Genomic DNA, 15,830 nt, shown 5'->3' with positions numbered 1-15,830 from the left:
TCCTCACACGGCGGTACGTTGCCATTGCCACAACCGGCGATGCCGTCTCCCCCGATACACAGTTTGTGAACCAAACCTCACATGATGAGGGTTGGGCGCGTCGGAATCGGTGTCTCGTGCATCTCTGCCACCCGGTTTGTGAGTGGATCCTCACACAACGGGGCTCGGACGCGCAGAATCGACGCCTCCCCGCCTTTCCGATACCCAGTTTGTGAGCGAATCCTCACACGGTGGCAGATAACACTGCGACGACAATCGTCAATGCAAATCAGAGCCGAGCCTACGATCAGCGGCTGCCAGCCGAGGCAAAGACAAGAACTTCCCCAGTCGTATTCGTCGACCCAGCTGACATTCCAGTCGGTCAACAACACTTGCTGTCAGCTCAGACCGCGATTCCTCGCTACGCAAGTCTTCGCCTCTCACCGCGACATGTACCCAATGAGCGTCTCCAATCGTTTTCAACCGACGCCGATCATGATTCCACTGCCAAGCATGCTGCTGACCATCATACTCAACAGCGACACGCGCCTGTGGATACGCCAAATCAAGAAACAGCTGTTCGCCGCGCGACTCAATACCGCTTGACAATTCCAAGCAATAATTGACTTGCGGACACGGCAATCCATGCTGCATGAGCGTCAATCGCAGCAGAGTTTCAGGAAAAGAATCCGTGTTTTCTCGCACAAGTTTCAATGCTTGGGCACACGTCTGGAATCGGCTGCGATCGCCGACACCCGCTGCTTGAATGAAATTCACGAATTCGGATTTCAATTGCCCGATTGAATACCACTTCAGCTCCGTATCCCGACGCATTAAAGCATCTCCGAGTAACACCATCTCGCGCAGTCCTGCTTTGCGTGCGCACATGATCCATACCATGCTTGGCGCCACGCAAGTGATGCCGTCAATAGTTGTCGTCGGCAGCTCATGGGACCAAACCATTGCCCGCACCCCTTCAAGCCGTGGCCTATCGCTTGGGCGCGGTACGACCACAGTGATTTCATCAGTATCAATTTCTGACGGCACTTCGACACACATCAATTTCAGTGCGGTTTCTTGTCCGAACACCAGCGGCTTCGAACAGCGAGATTGTGCCATAAGACAGCGCTGGAGTGTGAGCGCTCTCATGCGAATCAGTCTGGTGCGAGTGGATTCGAAGAACTCTGCAGAGCGACTCTTCAACGATCGCTGGACCAGCATGGAACATTGTCTAACTTCAATCATGATGTCACCATAGCCAGCCAACGCTCGCATTGTCTTCCACATTGGGAACATGTGGATAAAAGAGGAATCGCATGCGCCGCGCGGTCACCAGCCGCAGTGTCATGCTCCCTGTGTGAGGTTCACTTGGACGGCAGCGTTGTTGGCTGTGGGAGTCGGTGACTTGCCCGTCTCCGATGCAAATTGTGCGAGGATTCGCTCACAAACCGGGTGATGGAAGGGTCGGTGTCGTTGGTTTTGGTGGTGCCGCCCCCATTGTGTGAGGTTTGGCTCACAAACCGGGTATCGGAGGAGACAGCATCGCCGGTTGTGGCAATGGCAACTTACCGCCGTGTGAGGATTCGCTCACAAACCAGGTATCGGAGATGCGGGGAGGCATCGATTCCGGCGCGCCCGACCCCCATTGTGCGAGGATTCGCTCACAAACCGGGTGATGGAGATGCGGGGATGTGTCGATTCTGGTGTGGCCGACCCCCGTTGTGTGAGGTTTTGCTCACAAACCGGGTGATGAAGTGGCCGATGGTGCCGGTTTTGGTGGTGCCGGGTACCGTTGTGCGAGGATCGACTCACAAACCGGGTGGCAGAGATGGGGAGAATCACCGATTTCGATGAAGTCGCCCCTGCCGTACAAGGATCAGCTCGTACAACAGGCGATGGCGGTTGGGAATATCGCCGCGACACGCCGACGCCATCACTTGCCGTTTTTGATTAACAGAGTTAAACTTTTAATCAAGTTCAGATTCAAAGACGAACCGCCCGCCCGCAAGCGGAGCAGGAGAACAGCCGCAAGGAGGTGCCATGAACACGGAGTCCACCGCCACAGCAACCCGATCAACCGTATCGGAAACCAACCGTTCACGCGTGTTGCACTACCTGTACACGCACGGCATCAGCTCACGCGCCAGCATCGCCCACGCACTCGGCCTGTCCGCGGCGGCAATCACGAAAATCACCGCACGTCTGATCGACGCCGGCATCATCCACGAAGTGGGCGGCATCGAAGAGCGCAAGAACCGCCGGTCCATCGGCCTGGAACTCGACCCCGAACAGTTCCATTTCATCGGCGTGAAATTCGCCCGCAGCCTCGTCGAAATCGGCGTATTCGACCTCAAGGGCGCGACATCAAGCCTCACAGACCTGCCGACCGTCAAGAACGACACGATTCCCGAGACGATCCACAGCATTCACGAGACCATCAGCACCCTGCTTGACAGCGACCCTTCCATCGTCGCCATCGGCATGGCGGTCCCCGGGCCCTACCTGCGACACAAAGGCAGAACCGCCGTCGTCTCCTCAATGCAAGGTTGGCGCACATTCAATTTCCTCGATGAGTTCTCCGATGCATTCCGCGTACCGGTGTTCGTCGAGCAGGACGCCCGCGCCGGCGTGCTCGCGCAATATCTGTTCGATCCGGCAAGCAACAACTGCGATAATCTCGCCTATTATCTGCTGGGCGAAGGCGTCGGCCTCGGTGTCATCGACGATGGCAGGCTCGTCAACGGAGCCCAGGGTGCCGCGGCCGAAATCGGCCATGTCAGCATCGACGTCAACGGCCTGCCGTGCGACTGCGGCAACCGCGGATGCCTCGAGCGCTACTGCTCTGCGGTCGCTATCCACGAGCGGCTCGCCGGAACCGGCATCGTCCCCGACACGGGCGGCATGACCCACAAGCAGGCATGCCACGCGCTGTTCGAGCAGGCCGCGCAGGGCGATGCCGACGCCCAAGCACTCGTCCACGAGATTGGCCGGTATGTCGGCTACGGTTGTGTGACCATCTTTAACACATTCAACCCTGAGCGCATCGTCTTGGGCGATATCGTTGCCGAAGGTGGTCAGCCGCTGTTGGACGCGGCGCGCGAAGTGGTCGATGAACGCGTCATTCCCGAACTCAACAAGGCGACCACCATCTGCCTGTCCAAGCTTCCCGCGGATGCCGCCGTCATCGGCGCCGCCGCGGTCGCGGTGACCCAGTTCCTTGAACATCCGTCAAGGTTCTTCGCCATCACCTAGACACCCGCCTAGGGACCCGATAACTGTCCAGATTTCCCAATCGGAAAACAGAACAAACCAACCAACAACCAACCACACCATCGAAAGGAATCATCATGGCAAAGCCAATCGTTCTCTCACTCGGCGAACTCCTGTGGGATATGCTCCCCAGCGGCAAGCGCGCAGGCGGCGCCCCGGTCAACTTCATCTACCACGCCATGCACAATGGCGCGGACGGCTACGCCATCAGCGCTGTCGGCGAGGATGAGCTCGGCGATGAGCTGGCCAAGGTCACCAAGGACGCCGGCATCAACGCGATCATCCAGCGCAACGCCTGGCCGACCGGCACCGTTGATGTCGCGCTAAAGAACGGTATCCCCGAGTACACGATCGTCCGCGGCGTGGCATGGGACCACATCCTGTACACCCGTGAACTGATCGAACAGGTGGAGAAGGCCGACTGCGTGTGCTTCGGCACGCTCGGCCTGCGCTCCCCCGAATCGCATGACACCATCGTCGAGCTGCTCAAGCACACGAAGCCCGGCGCCATGAAGTTCTTCGACATCAACATCCGCGGCGACCACTACTCCAAGGAGCTGATCGAGGAACTGCTCGGCTACGCGACCGTGTTCAAGCTCAACGACGCGGAACTCCTGCTGCTGCGTGACATGTTCGGCATCCGCGGCACTTCCGACGACGAGGCCTGCCGCTGGTTCCTCACCCAGTACGGCTTGGATTACATCATCCTGACCGGCGGCGCGACCTTCAGCACGATTATTTCCAAGACCGGCGACAGCTCCACGCTGTCCACCCCGCACGTCCAAGTTGCGGACACCGTCGGCGCCGGCGACTCGTTCTCCGGAACGTTCGCGGCGAAGATTCTCACCGGCGCAAGCCTTGAGGAAGCCCACCGCGCCGCCGTGAACACCGCAGCCTTCGTGTGCACCAACGATGGCGCTTGGCCTGAGTATCCGGCGCAGATTCCGGATTATCTCGCCGAAGCAGGCATGTAATCCGCCAGACCTCTGACGACATGCTTCTCTTCACGACCGCATAACAGCCACGCGTAGCAACTATGCATGGCAACCATGCGGCCCCGCACCCCAGCCCATATCCGTTCATCACTGGTATCGACTGGGGTGCATGCATTTCATATCTTTCATCACTCCAAACCGCATAACCGTTACCGGTCGCGTTGCATCAAAAGGGGAAATCATGAGCAACACCACTGCGACGGCGAAGAAAACCAACATCAAGGCACTCATCCCTGTGATTGCCGCATTCTTCGTCATGGGTTTCGTCGATCTGGTCGGCACCGCCACCAACTACGTCAAGCCTGAATTCAACCTGTCCGACTCCCAAGCGAACCTGTTCACCTCCATGGTGTTCTTCTGGTTCCTGATTTTCTCCGTACCAACCGGCGTGTTGATGAATAAAATCGGCCGCCGCAAGACGGTGCTCATTTCACTGGTCGTCACCGCCGTGGCCATGCTGCTGCCGGTTATCGCGTACACTGCGGTCGCCGGCACGCCACGACTGGCGCTTATGATCATCTCGTTCTCACTGCTGGGCATCGGCAACACACTCATGCAGGTGTCGCTCAATCCGCTGCTCACCGTGTTCGTGAACGGCGACAAGCTCGCATCCACCCTCACCACCGGGCAGTTCGTCAAAGCGTTCGCGTCGTTCTTCGCACCGCTGATTGCCGGATGGGGCGCATCCAAACTCGGCGCATGGTGGGTGCTGTATGTGATTTATCTGATCATCGGCATCATCGTCGGCGTCGCACTGGCGCTGGACAAGATCGACGAGCCTGCGCCTGATGCCGGACAAGCCAGCATCGCGAGCTGCTTCAAGCTGCTCGGCAATCCGATCATTCTGCTATGCTTCCTCGGCATTATCGCGCACGTGGGTATTGATGTCGGCATCAACGCTCAGGCACCGCGCATCCTGATGGAACATACCGCAGTACCGCTCGCCACTGCTGCCGGCGCGACCTCCTTGTACTTCGCGTTCCGCACCATCGGTACGGGACTTGGCGGCATCGTGCTGCAGAAGATGGATAATAAAACGGCGCTGCGCATTTGCGGTGTGATTATGGTGCTGGCGGTTGTTTGCTTCGCCGTGTTCACCACGATCACGTCCAACCCGCCGCAATGGCTGTTCTATCTTGCGGTTGCGCTGATCGGTTTCGGCAACGCGAATGTGTTCTCGCTGTGCTTGTCTCACGCGCTGAACGCCCTGCCCTCCCGTCAGAACGAGGTATCCGGCCTGATGATGATGGGCCTGATCGGAGGGGCAATCTTCCCGCCGATTATGGGTGCCGCCGCCGATGCGATGGGTCAAGCCGGTTCGATTATCGTCGTGGCGGTGGGTGCGATTTACGTGCTCGTCATTGCGCTGGCTTACGACAAGGCGATGGAGCCGGCGAAGAAGTAAGTGTCAGGTGCAATCGTGCACTCGGTGTACTAGTGCAATCATGCAACAGCGCCGGAATGGTTCGCCAGTTCGGATAGTCTCGTTTCCGCCTGATTGCTGAGTTCGAGGGGCTCTTTGCGCGAGAATCGACTCGTGCAAGGAGCTCCTCAGCATTGTTGTCGGAGGGCAGGTGCGGAGGTCCTATGGGTGGAAAGCTCCGAGGGGCGCCTGCTTGTGGGCAATCCTCATATGGCGGGGACCTGTCTCCCGAAACCGGTGCTTCTCCGCATCTCAATCGCCCGGTTTGTGAGCGAATCCTCACACAACGGGGGTCGGGCGCACCAAAACCGACGACACCGGCCACTCCACCCCCAGTTTGTGAGCCGATCCTCACACGATGGGGGGTCAGGCACGCCAGAATCGGCGCCTCCCCGCATCTCCAACACCCACTTTGTGAGCGAATCCTCGCACATCGGTACCCAGACCACCACGAATCACCATCGCAGGGTGGTCGCGCCACCCACTTTGTGAGTCAATCCTCACACGACAAGGGTTGCACACGCCAGAATCAGTGTCCCGCGCATCTCCGATACCCGTTTTGTGAGTGAATCCTCACACATCGGCACTCGGACCATTCCGAATCGTCGTCGCGGGGTGGCACCCAGATTGCGAGCCAATCTTGCTAATTCCCCTCTTGTTGATTCCCTTCCCCTGATTCGCATCTCTCATTGATTCGCCTCTAACCTATGCCCAATCTGCTGATTCGACCAGACCGGTCAGAATGTCCAGTCTCGCGATGGCGGGAGCGCGGAAGACCATCCGCAGCAACCGTGCCGCATGAAGACAGCCCGAGCAATGCCCTATCCAAGAGCACTACCCGGGCTGTCCATGTCCAGTTCGCGAATCCTGCTTGACCGCACTCCCCGCAATCAGCTACATGTCAGCTGAAGAGAGATATGCGACCGGCATCACCCGGCAAGTCATCATCCGACCATCAGCGAATTACTGTCCTTCCGTCTTACGCCCTCTTCACGGCGACAATCGCATACGCGCACAGGTTCGCATCGTACCGGCAAAACACCTTGCGCATAGCAAGAACCCGCTTTCTACCCGCCGAATTGCGTATCATATTGCTGGCGAACCGCATCGCGCCGCCGAATCCCTCGTCACTGACGATGCGGGCGGGCTCCAGTAGGTGCATCGGACGTTCCAGTGTGGCGGTGACGTCAAATCCTTCGCCGTCGAGCATGTCCACCCATTCGGGGAGCGTCAACGGTCTTGCCCCGACATGAATCGCCCGCGAGATTCCACGTTCCAGGTCATTGCGCAATTGCCGGTCGGCATCTTCCGGTTTCAATCCCATCTCATGGATCGCATAGCGACACCCGGGTTTGAGGATTCTCGCGGCTTCACGCACTACGGCACGCTTGCGTTCAAGTGGGAGCATGGTCAGCATGGCCTCACCAATGACAAGGCTCGCAGACGCATCCGGCAGACCGGTACGCGCAGCATCCGCCTTGACCATTCTCGCTTGACGGTGTTCACCGACGATCTCACCCATCGCCGTTTCACCTTCCGGATTCGGATCGACACCCGTATAACTGCGGGGATTCACTGCGAGCAGTAACGCTGCGGTCTTGCCTACTCCGGGGCCGAATTCTACAATGTCATCGTCAGCATTCACGCCAACGGCATCAAGCATGGCACAAGTCAGCTCGATGCCACCGGGGCGCAGCACGCGTTTGCCCATCTTGGCGAGCAACCAGTGCCCCTGCAGGCGCTGTTCCTCGGGGCCGGAACGCTGTCCGTGGACACTTTGCGTTATCCGGGCATTCCGCAAGCCGAGGACGCTCTGCTCGCCTGAAGGAGTGCCCGAAGTATTTGGCTTGTTGGACATGCCCAAAGCGATCACCGATCACCATCCTGCTGTTCGAGTTGCGAATCTTCCTGTTCTTGAAGATGTTCGCCGTGCCGACTCCCATGTCCATGGCATCCGCAGCTTCCATGATGACCCCGGTGAGACGGGTCACACGAATCCGGTTGCGCATTGCAAGCATCGCCCTCTTGCGTCTGACACATCGATTCCACGTCAATCAGCGTTAACGACATACGGCTCGGCTCCAATGCCGTCAACGCATGCCTCTCCCCCGGCGCCAGATAAATCACGTCGCCCGCTGAGACGATATTCCTTGTCCCTCCGACCGTGAAATCGAACTTGCCTTCAAGAATATTGACGATCACCGCGCGCGCTGACGCGTGATCAGTGAGCACCTGCCCTTCACCGAACGTAAAGAACACGTGTCGCAACAACGGGTTGTTCACCACTACGCGGGAGGTGGTCGTGTCATCAAGAATGGGAAGATTCTCGTTGATTCCGGTACTCACGACAGATTCGGAAACAGTCGTTTTGGCCATAATGCCTCTCTTTCTGTATTCGGTATGAGACAAATCTTGCACGAGTCGCGTCCCGGCGATACGCAGAAACGCTGAATGCAGGTTCATTATCACAATGGCAGCACAACACTTCAAGACTTTTCAACGGGAAATTGGAGCCAGCAGTGTGGGGTGTATCACACCGGCCAATGGTTCCATCTGCCTGTCCCGTAGGCAAAAACTCCAGACATACGCTGTTACGATAATCGTCTGCCCGGGCCCTGCCGAGACGACTGGACATGGCAGGCAACCAGGTAAGATCGCGGCAGACGCAGCTTACGATGGGGCACTGGCGTCGCGACACCGGAACACCGCACGCCGATCTGCGGGTATCTGCGGTATCTGTAGTACCTGCCGGAGACCATCTCGCTTATCAGGGTTCGACGACTAGCGATACCGCAAGTACGACTGGTGATATTCCGCGGATCATACTCGCGGTACCGGGCACGCACGAACACAAATAGTGGAGATATTGTTCGCAGGGTACTACAGATAGGGGAAATACTCGCTCTTCGATACAACTGATATACGAGATACTGTCATCGCCCCGATATAGGCAACCTAGAATGACGGGAGCTCAGACTGACGGGGAGCTCAGAATGACAGCTACCGCCCTTGTGGCCCCTTACTCTGGCACAATCTGTATCGGGGATATCGCCCCGATAAGATTCTTCCGCGTTGGCACAAGCCTGCTTAGCGTCACTCCATGGGATATACCCGGTACTGGGGTGAATCTCCGCATCTTCTTCGGCGCCATGGAAGCAAAATCCCCGGCATGAAACAGTTGGATACGGGCAGCGTTCCCTGCCCGATGCGCTCGTATATAATCTGGAGACACCCGGCGTTAACTCCATGCAGGAGGGGTCTCGTTGCAACCGTTTGCAACTTTGCTCGCACGCTGCCGCGCTGTGACCTCGTTGTTCGCGGTGGATTCAAATATCGTCATGCAAGTCACAAACGCATGGTCGTTTGCGTTCGATGGCACGCCCACATACCGGATTGATACGAGCCAGGAGCATTCGGTTCAAGGTCAGTGGCCGCAGCGATTGACCAGTGCCCGTCCTCGATTGTCGTGTTTGAGGGAACACCGGACATGGTCAACGAGGCTTTGCTGTTTTCGCCGACAAGGCAAGACAGCAAGAAGACGCTTATCTTCCCGGTAGGCGCCTACGCGAATCTCTCATTGATTGCCCGGATGTGTGGGACAGCATGCTGCTTGTTCCCTCCGAGCAACTGGTCACGCTCCCGGCGGAGCATCGTGCTGTGCAGCATTGCGTGAAAATCCCTCCCTCCGAACCGCTTAACTCCCTGCAGGTTGTGGACGAACTGAACGATTTGGGGTTCACGTTTGCCGATGCCGTTCCCCTCAAATCACTTGCACATCTCGCCGCATTCCGTGCCACCGCCAAGGGACTCTGCGGTGCGAACGTCTGGCTGCAGTATCAGTTGGCTGTGCGGACCAATGCAGCGCAGGATGCGAAACATGCGCAGGCGCTGAGCGGAAGGCTTGGGTCTGTTGACGCGGTTCAGGATTTGCTTGCGGCGTTGGACGGGCATCATCATGTCCGTTGACCTGCTTCGGGCGATGGCCGATGACCTGGGGATTGTGCCACTCCCCCACGAGGCTGAGCAATCGCGTTGGACGAGAACGCTGCAACCCAGCCTTCGGTTCCAGATCCAGGCGACGTGCATTGACGATGGATACGGCGGAACATACGACGTGACGCCACGACATGCCCGGGAACGCACCGAACATTGGTTGACGGGCGTCGAACAGTATGCACGTGGAATATTCACCATGTTGTCTGGCACCTGTGTTGCGGATGCCATGAACGTATTGCTGTGGTCCGGGGATCTTGTGGAAGAGAACGGACTGTACCGTTGTACACGTGCCAGATGACGTGTATTCAATCCGCGACTGCGTGCGGTCACCGGTTTTGTTGATGCCACAGATTTGCCCATCGGCATGGTAGTCAGCGGCATGGGGATTCTTCCGAATCATGACGATTCCGGAGTGGATTATCCCGCTGACAAGATTGAGATGAACTATCGGACTGGCGCGATAAGCCTGGCAACTGGGATGAACTCGGCCGACGGTACCGCTGGATTGCCATGGAAAAACGCGCAGCTGCACGACAATGGCAAACATATTGTGGTGCCCAATGATGCAATCGCTAAACTGTCACAACGGGAACGAGCCGTCTTGGATTACTGCGGTTGGAAGGTTGATGCCGGAATGGTGGTGAGATGGTGGTGCGGTGGTGGTGCGGTGAGGGTGAGAGGTAAGACGTAATAAAGCCAGAGACGGGTGTGATGAAAGAGGTTGTAATGAATTCTGGTGATAGTACTCGCCTAGGACTGCATGTTTATCGGTATGATCTTCAATGAAGTGCCGGGAAACGAATCCCGGCAATGGGATCAGGTGATTCTCGATGTCCTTGCGCAGCCGCCCTCAATGAAGTGCCGGGAAATGAATCCCGGCAATGAGCGTGAAAACTGTGGCGCAGAATGTCATCCCGACGCCCTCAATGAAGTGCCAGGAGATGAATCCCGGCAATGCGTTGGCGTAAGCCTCAAAACCCAAGGTGGTGACGCCCTCAATGAAGTGCCGGGAGATGAATCCCGGCAATACCGGCAGTGTTGCGTAAGATGCGGCAAGCCACTCCCTCAATGAAGTGCCGGGAGATGAATCCCGGCAACGCGCGAATGATTTCGCTTGGCGTCACGCTGCTAAGCCCTCAATGAAGTGCCGGGAGATGAATCCCGGCAACAGGTGCCGTCACCAGTATGGCGGGCTTGGGTATTTGCCCTCAATGAAGTGCCGGGAAATGAATCCCGGCAATTCCCCACGCTTGTGGGGATGATCCGATGACCAGTTACCCTCAATGAAGTGCCGGGAAATGAATCCCGGCAATCTCCGACTGTCTCATGTGGTCTGACGCCGCTCACCCCTCAATGAAGTGCCGGGAAATGAATCCCGGCAATGAGGATTGTGCTGGCCAGATCCGCAATGGATTCCTCCCCTCAATGAAGTGCCGGGAAATGAATCCCGGCAATCATTGCGATGGCTGAGGATGCGGGGGTGCAGGAGAACCCTCAATGAAGTGCCGGGAAATGAATCCCGGCAATGCCGGGATCAAGGTGTCCAACCGTGAGCCGGACGACCCTCAATGAAGTGCCGGGAAATGAATCCCGGCAATGTCCTCCACGTCCGGCAAGTCGATAGCGCCCAACTCCCTCAATGAAGTGCCGGGAAATGAATCCCGGCAATGTGGAATAATCGGTCTGTGGCGCAACCTCGGGAATCCCTCAATGAAGTGCCGGGAAATGAATCCCGACAATCACCGCCGACACCACCCGCACGCGCAACATCAACCACCCTCAATGAAGTGCCGGGAAATGAATCCCGACAATTGGCGCTTCAAGTCGCCCAGGCCGTCGGGGTCGCCCCCTCAATGAAGTGCCGGGAAATGAATCCCGACAATTGGCGCTTCAAGTCGCCCAGGCCGTCGGGGTCGCCCCCTCAATGAAGTGCCGGGAAATGAATCCCGACAATGAAACCGTTGTTGCCGAAACCGAACTGGTTGTTGTCCCCTCAATGAAGTGCCGGGAAATGAATCCCGACAATGCCTGTGTGTTTTACTGGTTGATGGTGCCGACCGTCGACCCTCAATGAAGTGCCGGGAAATGAATCCCGACAATCTGCAAGCGGCGCTCAATGACACCGCGAGCACGGTCACCCTCAATGAAGTGCCGGGAAATGAATCCCGACAATGCAAGCCGGTCTGCCGAAGCCCATACTTGCGTTGGCCCTCAATGAAGTGCCGGGAAATGAATCCCGACAATCCAGACGTCGCCGGTTGGGTCGCCATCGCCAGCGTTCCCTCAATGAAGTGCCGGGAAATGAATCCCGACAATGTTCCGCATCAAGGAGCGCCTCGCCCTGCAGGTCAACCCTCAATGAAGTGCCGGGAAATGAATCCCGACAATGCGGGAAACCCATTATTCAGCGACCGATAGCACAACCCCTCAATGAAGTGCCGGGAAATGAATCCCGACAATCGAGCCAACATTCGTCCATTCCGAGCCGGACCACACCCCTCAATGAAGTGCCGGGAAATGAATCCCGACAATTGGACCGCATCCAGACAGAATCCAAGACTCCGGACGACCCTCAATGAAGTGCCGGGAAATGAATCCCGACAATCGTGCAGTCGGCGTTGGCGACGGCGTGATACACGCCCCCTCAATGAAGTGCCGGGAAATGAATCCCGACAATGACATGCCAAGCGAGCGTTTTTCCCATTTTGTGAGCCCTCAATGAAGTGCCGGGAAATGAATCCCGACAATATGACGCCGACCGCCGAATACTCGACGATCAGGTACCCTCAATGAAGTGCCGGGAAATGAATCCCGACAATAGCCACAGTGTAACACGAACTATTAGCAAGGCGAACGCCGAAAGTTGCGAGCGCTCCGGCGCATCCATTCTTTCTCGTGAACAACATGAATCACGAACGCAGAAAAGGACATCGAAAATGGAGCGCTCGCACCAAGAAACCTCACTGCGAGCGCTCCTCGAGAAAATACCAGGCGATTCAGCTCTCGCTAGGAATAAATTGCCATCACTCTTCAATTTTCAAACAACGCGAGCATCCTGCTCAAGGTCAAAACGTGCTTTAGCGAAGCAACATGGACCGTTACAGCAATCAGGCCGCCCCAGAGCCCTTCCTTTCAAGGCAAAAGCAATCTCAGATGATTCAAATAACAGTAGGTATTTCCACGTCGCGAAGCGAACGCCTTCCTACAAATTCCATTGCATCATCTGCCTGTTCTACCCTCCCCAGGTTCACCACGAGCACGGAATCCTCCCTGCAGTCCATTTCGCTCTCCACTCTCTTTCTGATTTGGAGAAGACGGGCGGGACGAATTTCAAAATAAAACAAGCTGTATTGGATCCTCTCACCATAGCTTTGCAAATACTTCGCAATATGAGCACGACGTTTGTCATTGCACACATCATAGGCAAGCAGATACGCACGCTTTTCGTCGCTCATCATGTCACCTGACTCTCATCCCGTGATATTCGGACTGTGTACCATCCAAATAGCCAAGGATCATTCGCGCTTGAATCTCGACGACGCGGCGCCAACTCGCTTTATACCCGAAGACGGGATGGACGATTTGTGTCTCCATTCGCCGTTCATATGCACCGATCAAAGATTTGCGCGTACAGTCATCCATTCGCACCGAACCAAGGATCTCCGTAAATCCGGATGGCTTGACCTCTCCGTTATTCACCACCGTCTGTACCACCGAATCGGCGATAGGCGCTCTGAACTCCTCCATCAAATCAAGTGCCAGCGCAGGCTTGTTGCGCTTACTGCTGTGAATGAAGCCCGCATGAGGATCCAAGCCACAGGCAATGATTGCCTTCACACAATCGGCAAGCAGCAGTGCATAAGTATAATCCAGCATCGAATTAAGCGCGTCTGGAGCCGGCCTCCTCGCTCTGCCCTGCCATTGCCATTGTTCTCGTTTATCAGGCTTGATGAGTTGGGAGAATTGCGAAAAATACAAGGACGCCGCTTCGCCTTCCAATCCCAGCACATCTTGCCACAGATTCACGTTCTTGACTGTTTTCTCCAGCTCTTTCAGCCTTGGCAGCACCTCGTTGGTGTTGTCCGAACGTCGCAGCAAAATTCGCTGGTTGTGAATTTTTGTTGCGATGAATTCCCTGGCCAGACCAAGACGGCCTGTTTCTGAAGCCACATGCTGCCGCACTCGGACCTGGCCATTAGGCCCGTAGGAGGATTGAGCCCAACCGTAGAACCTACCGGTACCGCTGCACCACAGTATTGGGACGTTTCTCCACAGCAGTTCACGTATCAAGGCACTTGACAAATCACAATTGCCATGCACCTCAAGTGCGGAGATTGTTTCGATGGGGATGGAGGCAATCTCCTCCCCCGCTTTGCTCGCGATCATCCGACCTGAGTGGATATACAGCTTTGCGCCGGGTGTAGCAATGTGCGTCACCTGACAATCGGGAGATTTGACAACGATCCGACGATTCACTGGTTCTGACTTGCGTTCATCGGGAAGGCAAATACCAACGTGAGAGCAATACATGCATCGTGGGCTGTCTTCGAATGGTTCCGGCGCCACGTCAGAATTGGCGAGCGCCCGCGTTCCCTTTATTGCACATTCTGCATCATGAAAATCATCGGACGTCAGTTCCACATCTACACGCCGATGGTGGGAAGTAAAGAAAATCTGCGTTCCCACGATTTTGTATCCCATCTCTTGCAAACACATCGCTTGCAAGGCGAGCTGGATGCGCATCGCGTCAGTCACTCGCATCTCTCGCTTGACAGGCGTAGCTTTGTATTCACGGATAATGGCGCCATCCTCCGTGAGCTGGACCGCGTCAAGACGACCGGATAGATTCCACTGATTCGCTCGAATATCGATCGCATGGAAAAGACCCGCATCATCAACCCCTGTGAAGCGATCAGCAACGGCATGATCATTGGTTCCCTGCTGGATCTGCGCGGATTCCACTCGTTCACCTTGCATTTCAAGCCATGCTCGTCTCGGGCAGAACACAAAATCCGCGATGAGACTGATAGGCAGCGGGTCATCATCCATGATTCTCTTCTCTCTCTTCTAGGCCTTTCATAGGTAGGTCATGCATAGGCATGACCCACCTTCTTCAGGCTCTTTGCAATGAGTTACCGGCTCGTCCCTCGAACCGGAGTGAACGTGCCGCGTTCCAGCCAACGTTCTGGAGCGCTTTTATTGTCTGAGACAAATTGTCGAAATATCGCACAGGCAATCACGTTGCGCTCAGCCAGCCAATCATCATGCACAGTGAACTCAGAATCACCCTCAGCCAGCACTACAGATGCGCCTGCCTGCAGCAGCGCAGCACTGCGAGCAACCGAGCGGAATCGCGAGAGGGTCCATTCTCCCGTGAAAACCGGAAGCACTGCGTAGGATCCCTTCCTCGAAATCTGGAACATCGCAGCAGTGGAGTCCCTCGAATCAGAAACGCTGGGGATAACCGGAAACGCAGACACTCCAATCAACGCACACCAAGCACGAACGTTATCAGTAAGGGAGGGAGCATGCAATCCGGTGGCGGTTCGACTGTCGGATTTGTTCTTGCCGCACTCGTCCGTTTCGACTTCACCGCTGATTCCAGCCCAGATCCTTTCCGAGGAAAAGTCGGAGGCGATTTGCGCCAGCTTCCGCAAGCGCCCTGATATAAACTCTTGCCCCCTGTTCCGCGCAACCATCTCCCATCGGGAGGCACCATAATCCGCTTGAAGTGCGTGGGATGATCCACTCACACGTCCAGACCAGTACGAAGGCTGACCCAAAGCGCCGAAATACCGGCATTCCCCCATTGAATCCAACGCGTCAATGGCGTTCTGGCGATCATGTTGCAATGCTCTCCAGCCAGAAGGCTCCACGATATTGCTCAGTCTTGGCGACATCGTTGCATGTGGAGTGCCTCCGTCGTATTCGCCGTCGGATGTCATGGCGAGAAGGTCATTATATTTCGCCACATGTGAGTGCACGCATGCAGTCACATCATCAAGCTCCATCGGAGAGGAGAACATCACGGTCGCACTCGTGCCCGACCCCTCCCACCGCAAAGCGCAATAGGTGCCGGGCATCTCTTCCTCAACAATCGAGGCGAGCCCGACGAGGAACAAATGCGAGAACGCATCATGCACATCTACCGGAACAGTGATACTCAT

General features: G+C 56.4%; 11 protein-coding genes and 1 CRISPR repeat array. Of the genes, 5 read left to right on the top strand and 6 right to left on the bottom strand.

From position 1 onward, the window contains the following. Window positions 1-258: 258 nt before the first annotated feature. Window positions 259-1,128 carry a hypothetical protein gene (locus tag ACZ41G_RS02545; RefSeq protein ID WP_464145775.1) on the bottom strand — a complete coding sequence of 290 codons (870 nt, stop codon included), beginning with the start codon at window positions 1,126-1,128 and terminating at the stop codon, window positions 259-261. A gap of 891 nt (window positions 1,129-2,019) precedes the next feature. Between ACZ41G_RS02545 and ACZ41G_RS02540 the strand changes: the two genes are divergently transcribed. From ACZ41G_RS02540 to ACZ41G_RS02530, 3 genes are all read left to right on the top strand, one after another. Next, window positions 2,020-3,231 (top strand): ROK family transcriptional regulator, encoded by a 1,212-nt coding sequence (locus tag ACZ41G_RS02540; RefSeq protein ID WP_464145773.1) that lies wholly within the window; start codon window positions 2,020-2,022, stop codon window positions 3,229-3,231. A gap of 95 nt (window positions 3,232-3,326) precedes the next feature. Continuing rightward, on the top strand, window positions 3,327-4,223 hold the full coding sequence (locus ACZ41G_RS02535) for a carbohydrate kinase family protein (protein ID WP_033505181.1): 897 nt from the start codon (window positions 3,327-3,329) through the stop codon (window positions 4,221-4,223). Between the two features lie 202 nt (window positions 4,224-4,425). Then, window positions 4,426-5,649 (top strand): MFS transporter, encoded by a 1,224-nt coding sequence (locus tag ACZ41G_RS02530; RefSeq protein ID WP_464145771.1) that lies wholly within the window; start codon window positions 4,426-4,428, stop codon window positions 5,647-5,649. A gap of 997 nt (window positions 5,650-6,646) precedes the next feature. Here ACZ41G_RS02530 and ACZ41G_RS02525 read toward each other — a convergent pair. Both ACZ41G_RS02525 and ACZ41G_RS02520 read right to left on the bottom strand, forming a co-directional pair. Further along, window positions 6,647-7,525, bottom strand: coding sequence for a class I SAM-dependent methyltransferase (locus ACZ41G_RS02525; RefSeq protein ID WP_464145769.1), 879 nt, complete (start codon window positions 7,523-7,525; stop codon window positions 6,647-6,649). Between the two features lie 11 nt (window positions 7,526-7,536). Beyond that, on the bottom strand, window positions 7,537-8,130 hold the full coding sequence (locus ACZ41G_RS02520) for a cupin domain-containing protein (protein WP_464145767.1): 594 nt from the start codon (window positions 8,128-8,130) through the stop codon (window positions 7,537-7,539). 1,140 nt (window positions 8,131-9,270) lie between these two features. Between ACZ41G_RS02520 and ACZ41G_RS02515 the strand changes: the two genes are divergently transcribed. Both ACZ41G_RS02515 and ACZ41G_RS02510 read left to right on the top strand, forming a co-directional pair. Then, the gene (locus ACZ41G_RS02515) at window positions 9,271-9,633 is read left to right on the top strand and encodes a hypothetical protein (protein ID WP_464145765.1); all 363 of its coding nucleotides are present in this window, start codon (window positions 9,271-9,273) and stop codon (window positions 9,631-9,633) included. A gap of 382 nt (window positions 9,634-10,015) precedes the next feature. After that, entirely contained in the window at window positions 10,016-10,354 is a 339-nt protein-coding gene (locus ACZ41G_RS02510) for a hypothetical protein (RefSeq protein ID WP_464145763.1), read from the top strand. Between the two features lie 85 nt (window positions 10,355-10,439). Then, window positions 10,440-12,482: a CRISPR direct-repeat array (repeat unit 36 nt; unit sequence CCCTCAATGAAGTGCCGGGAAATGAATCCCGACAAT). Window positions 12,483-12,821: 339 nt separating this feature from the next. Here ACZ41G_RS02510 and cas2 read toward each other — a convergent pair. The 3 genes from cas2 to ACZ41G_RS02495 all read right to left on the bottom strand — a co-directional run bounded on the left by cas2 (window position 12,822) and on the right by ACZ41G_RS02495 (window position 15,830). Next, window positions 12,822-13,121 (bottom strand): CRISPR-associated endonuclease Cas2, encoded by a 300-nt coding sequence (gene cas2 / locus ACZ41G_RS02505; protein ID WP_464145761.1) that lies wholly within the window; start codon window positions 13,119-13,121, stop codon window positions 12,822-12,824. A 1-nt stretch (window position 13,122) separates the two neighbouring features. After that, window positions 13,123-14,712, bottom strand: coding sequence for a CRISPR-associated endonuclease Cas1 (gene cas1, locus ACZ41G_RS02500; protein WP_464145759.1), 1,590 nt, complete (start codon window positions 14,710-14,712; stop codon window positions 13,123-13,125). A gap of 83 nt (window positions 14,713-14,795) precedes the next feature. Continuing rightward, a complete protein-coding gene (locus tag ACZ41G_RS02495; protein ID WP_464145757.1) occupies window positions 14,796-15,830 on the bottom strand; it encodes a hypothetical protein in 1,035 nt (344 codons plus the stop codon).

The sequence above is a fragment of the Bifidobacterium porcinum genome (assembly GCF_055378475.1).
This window is presented reverse-complemented; position numbering and strand designations above follow the sequence as displayed.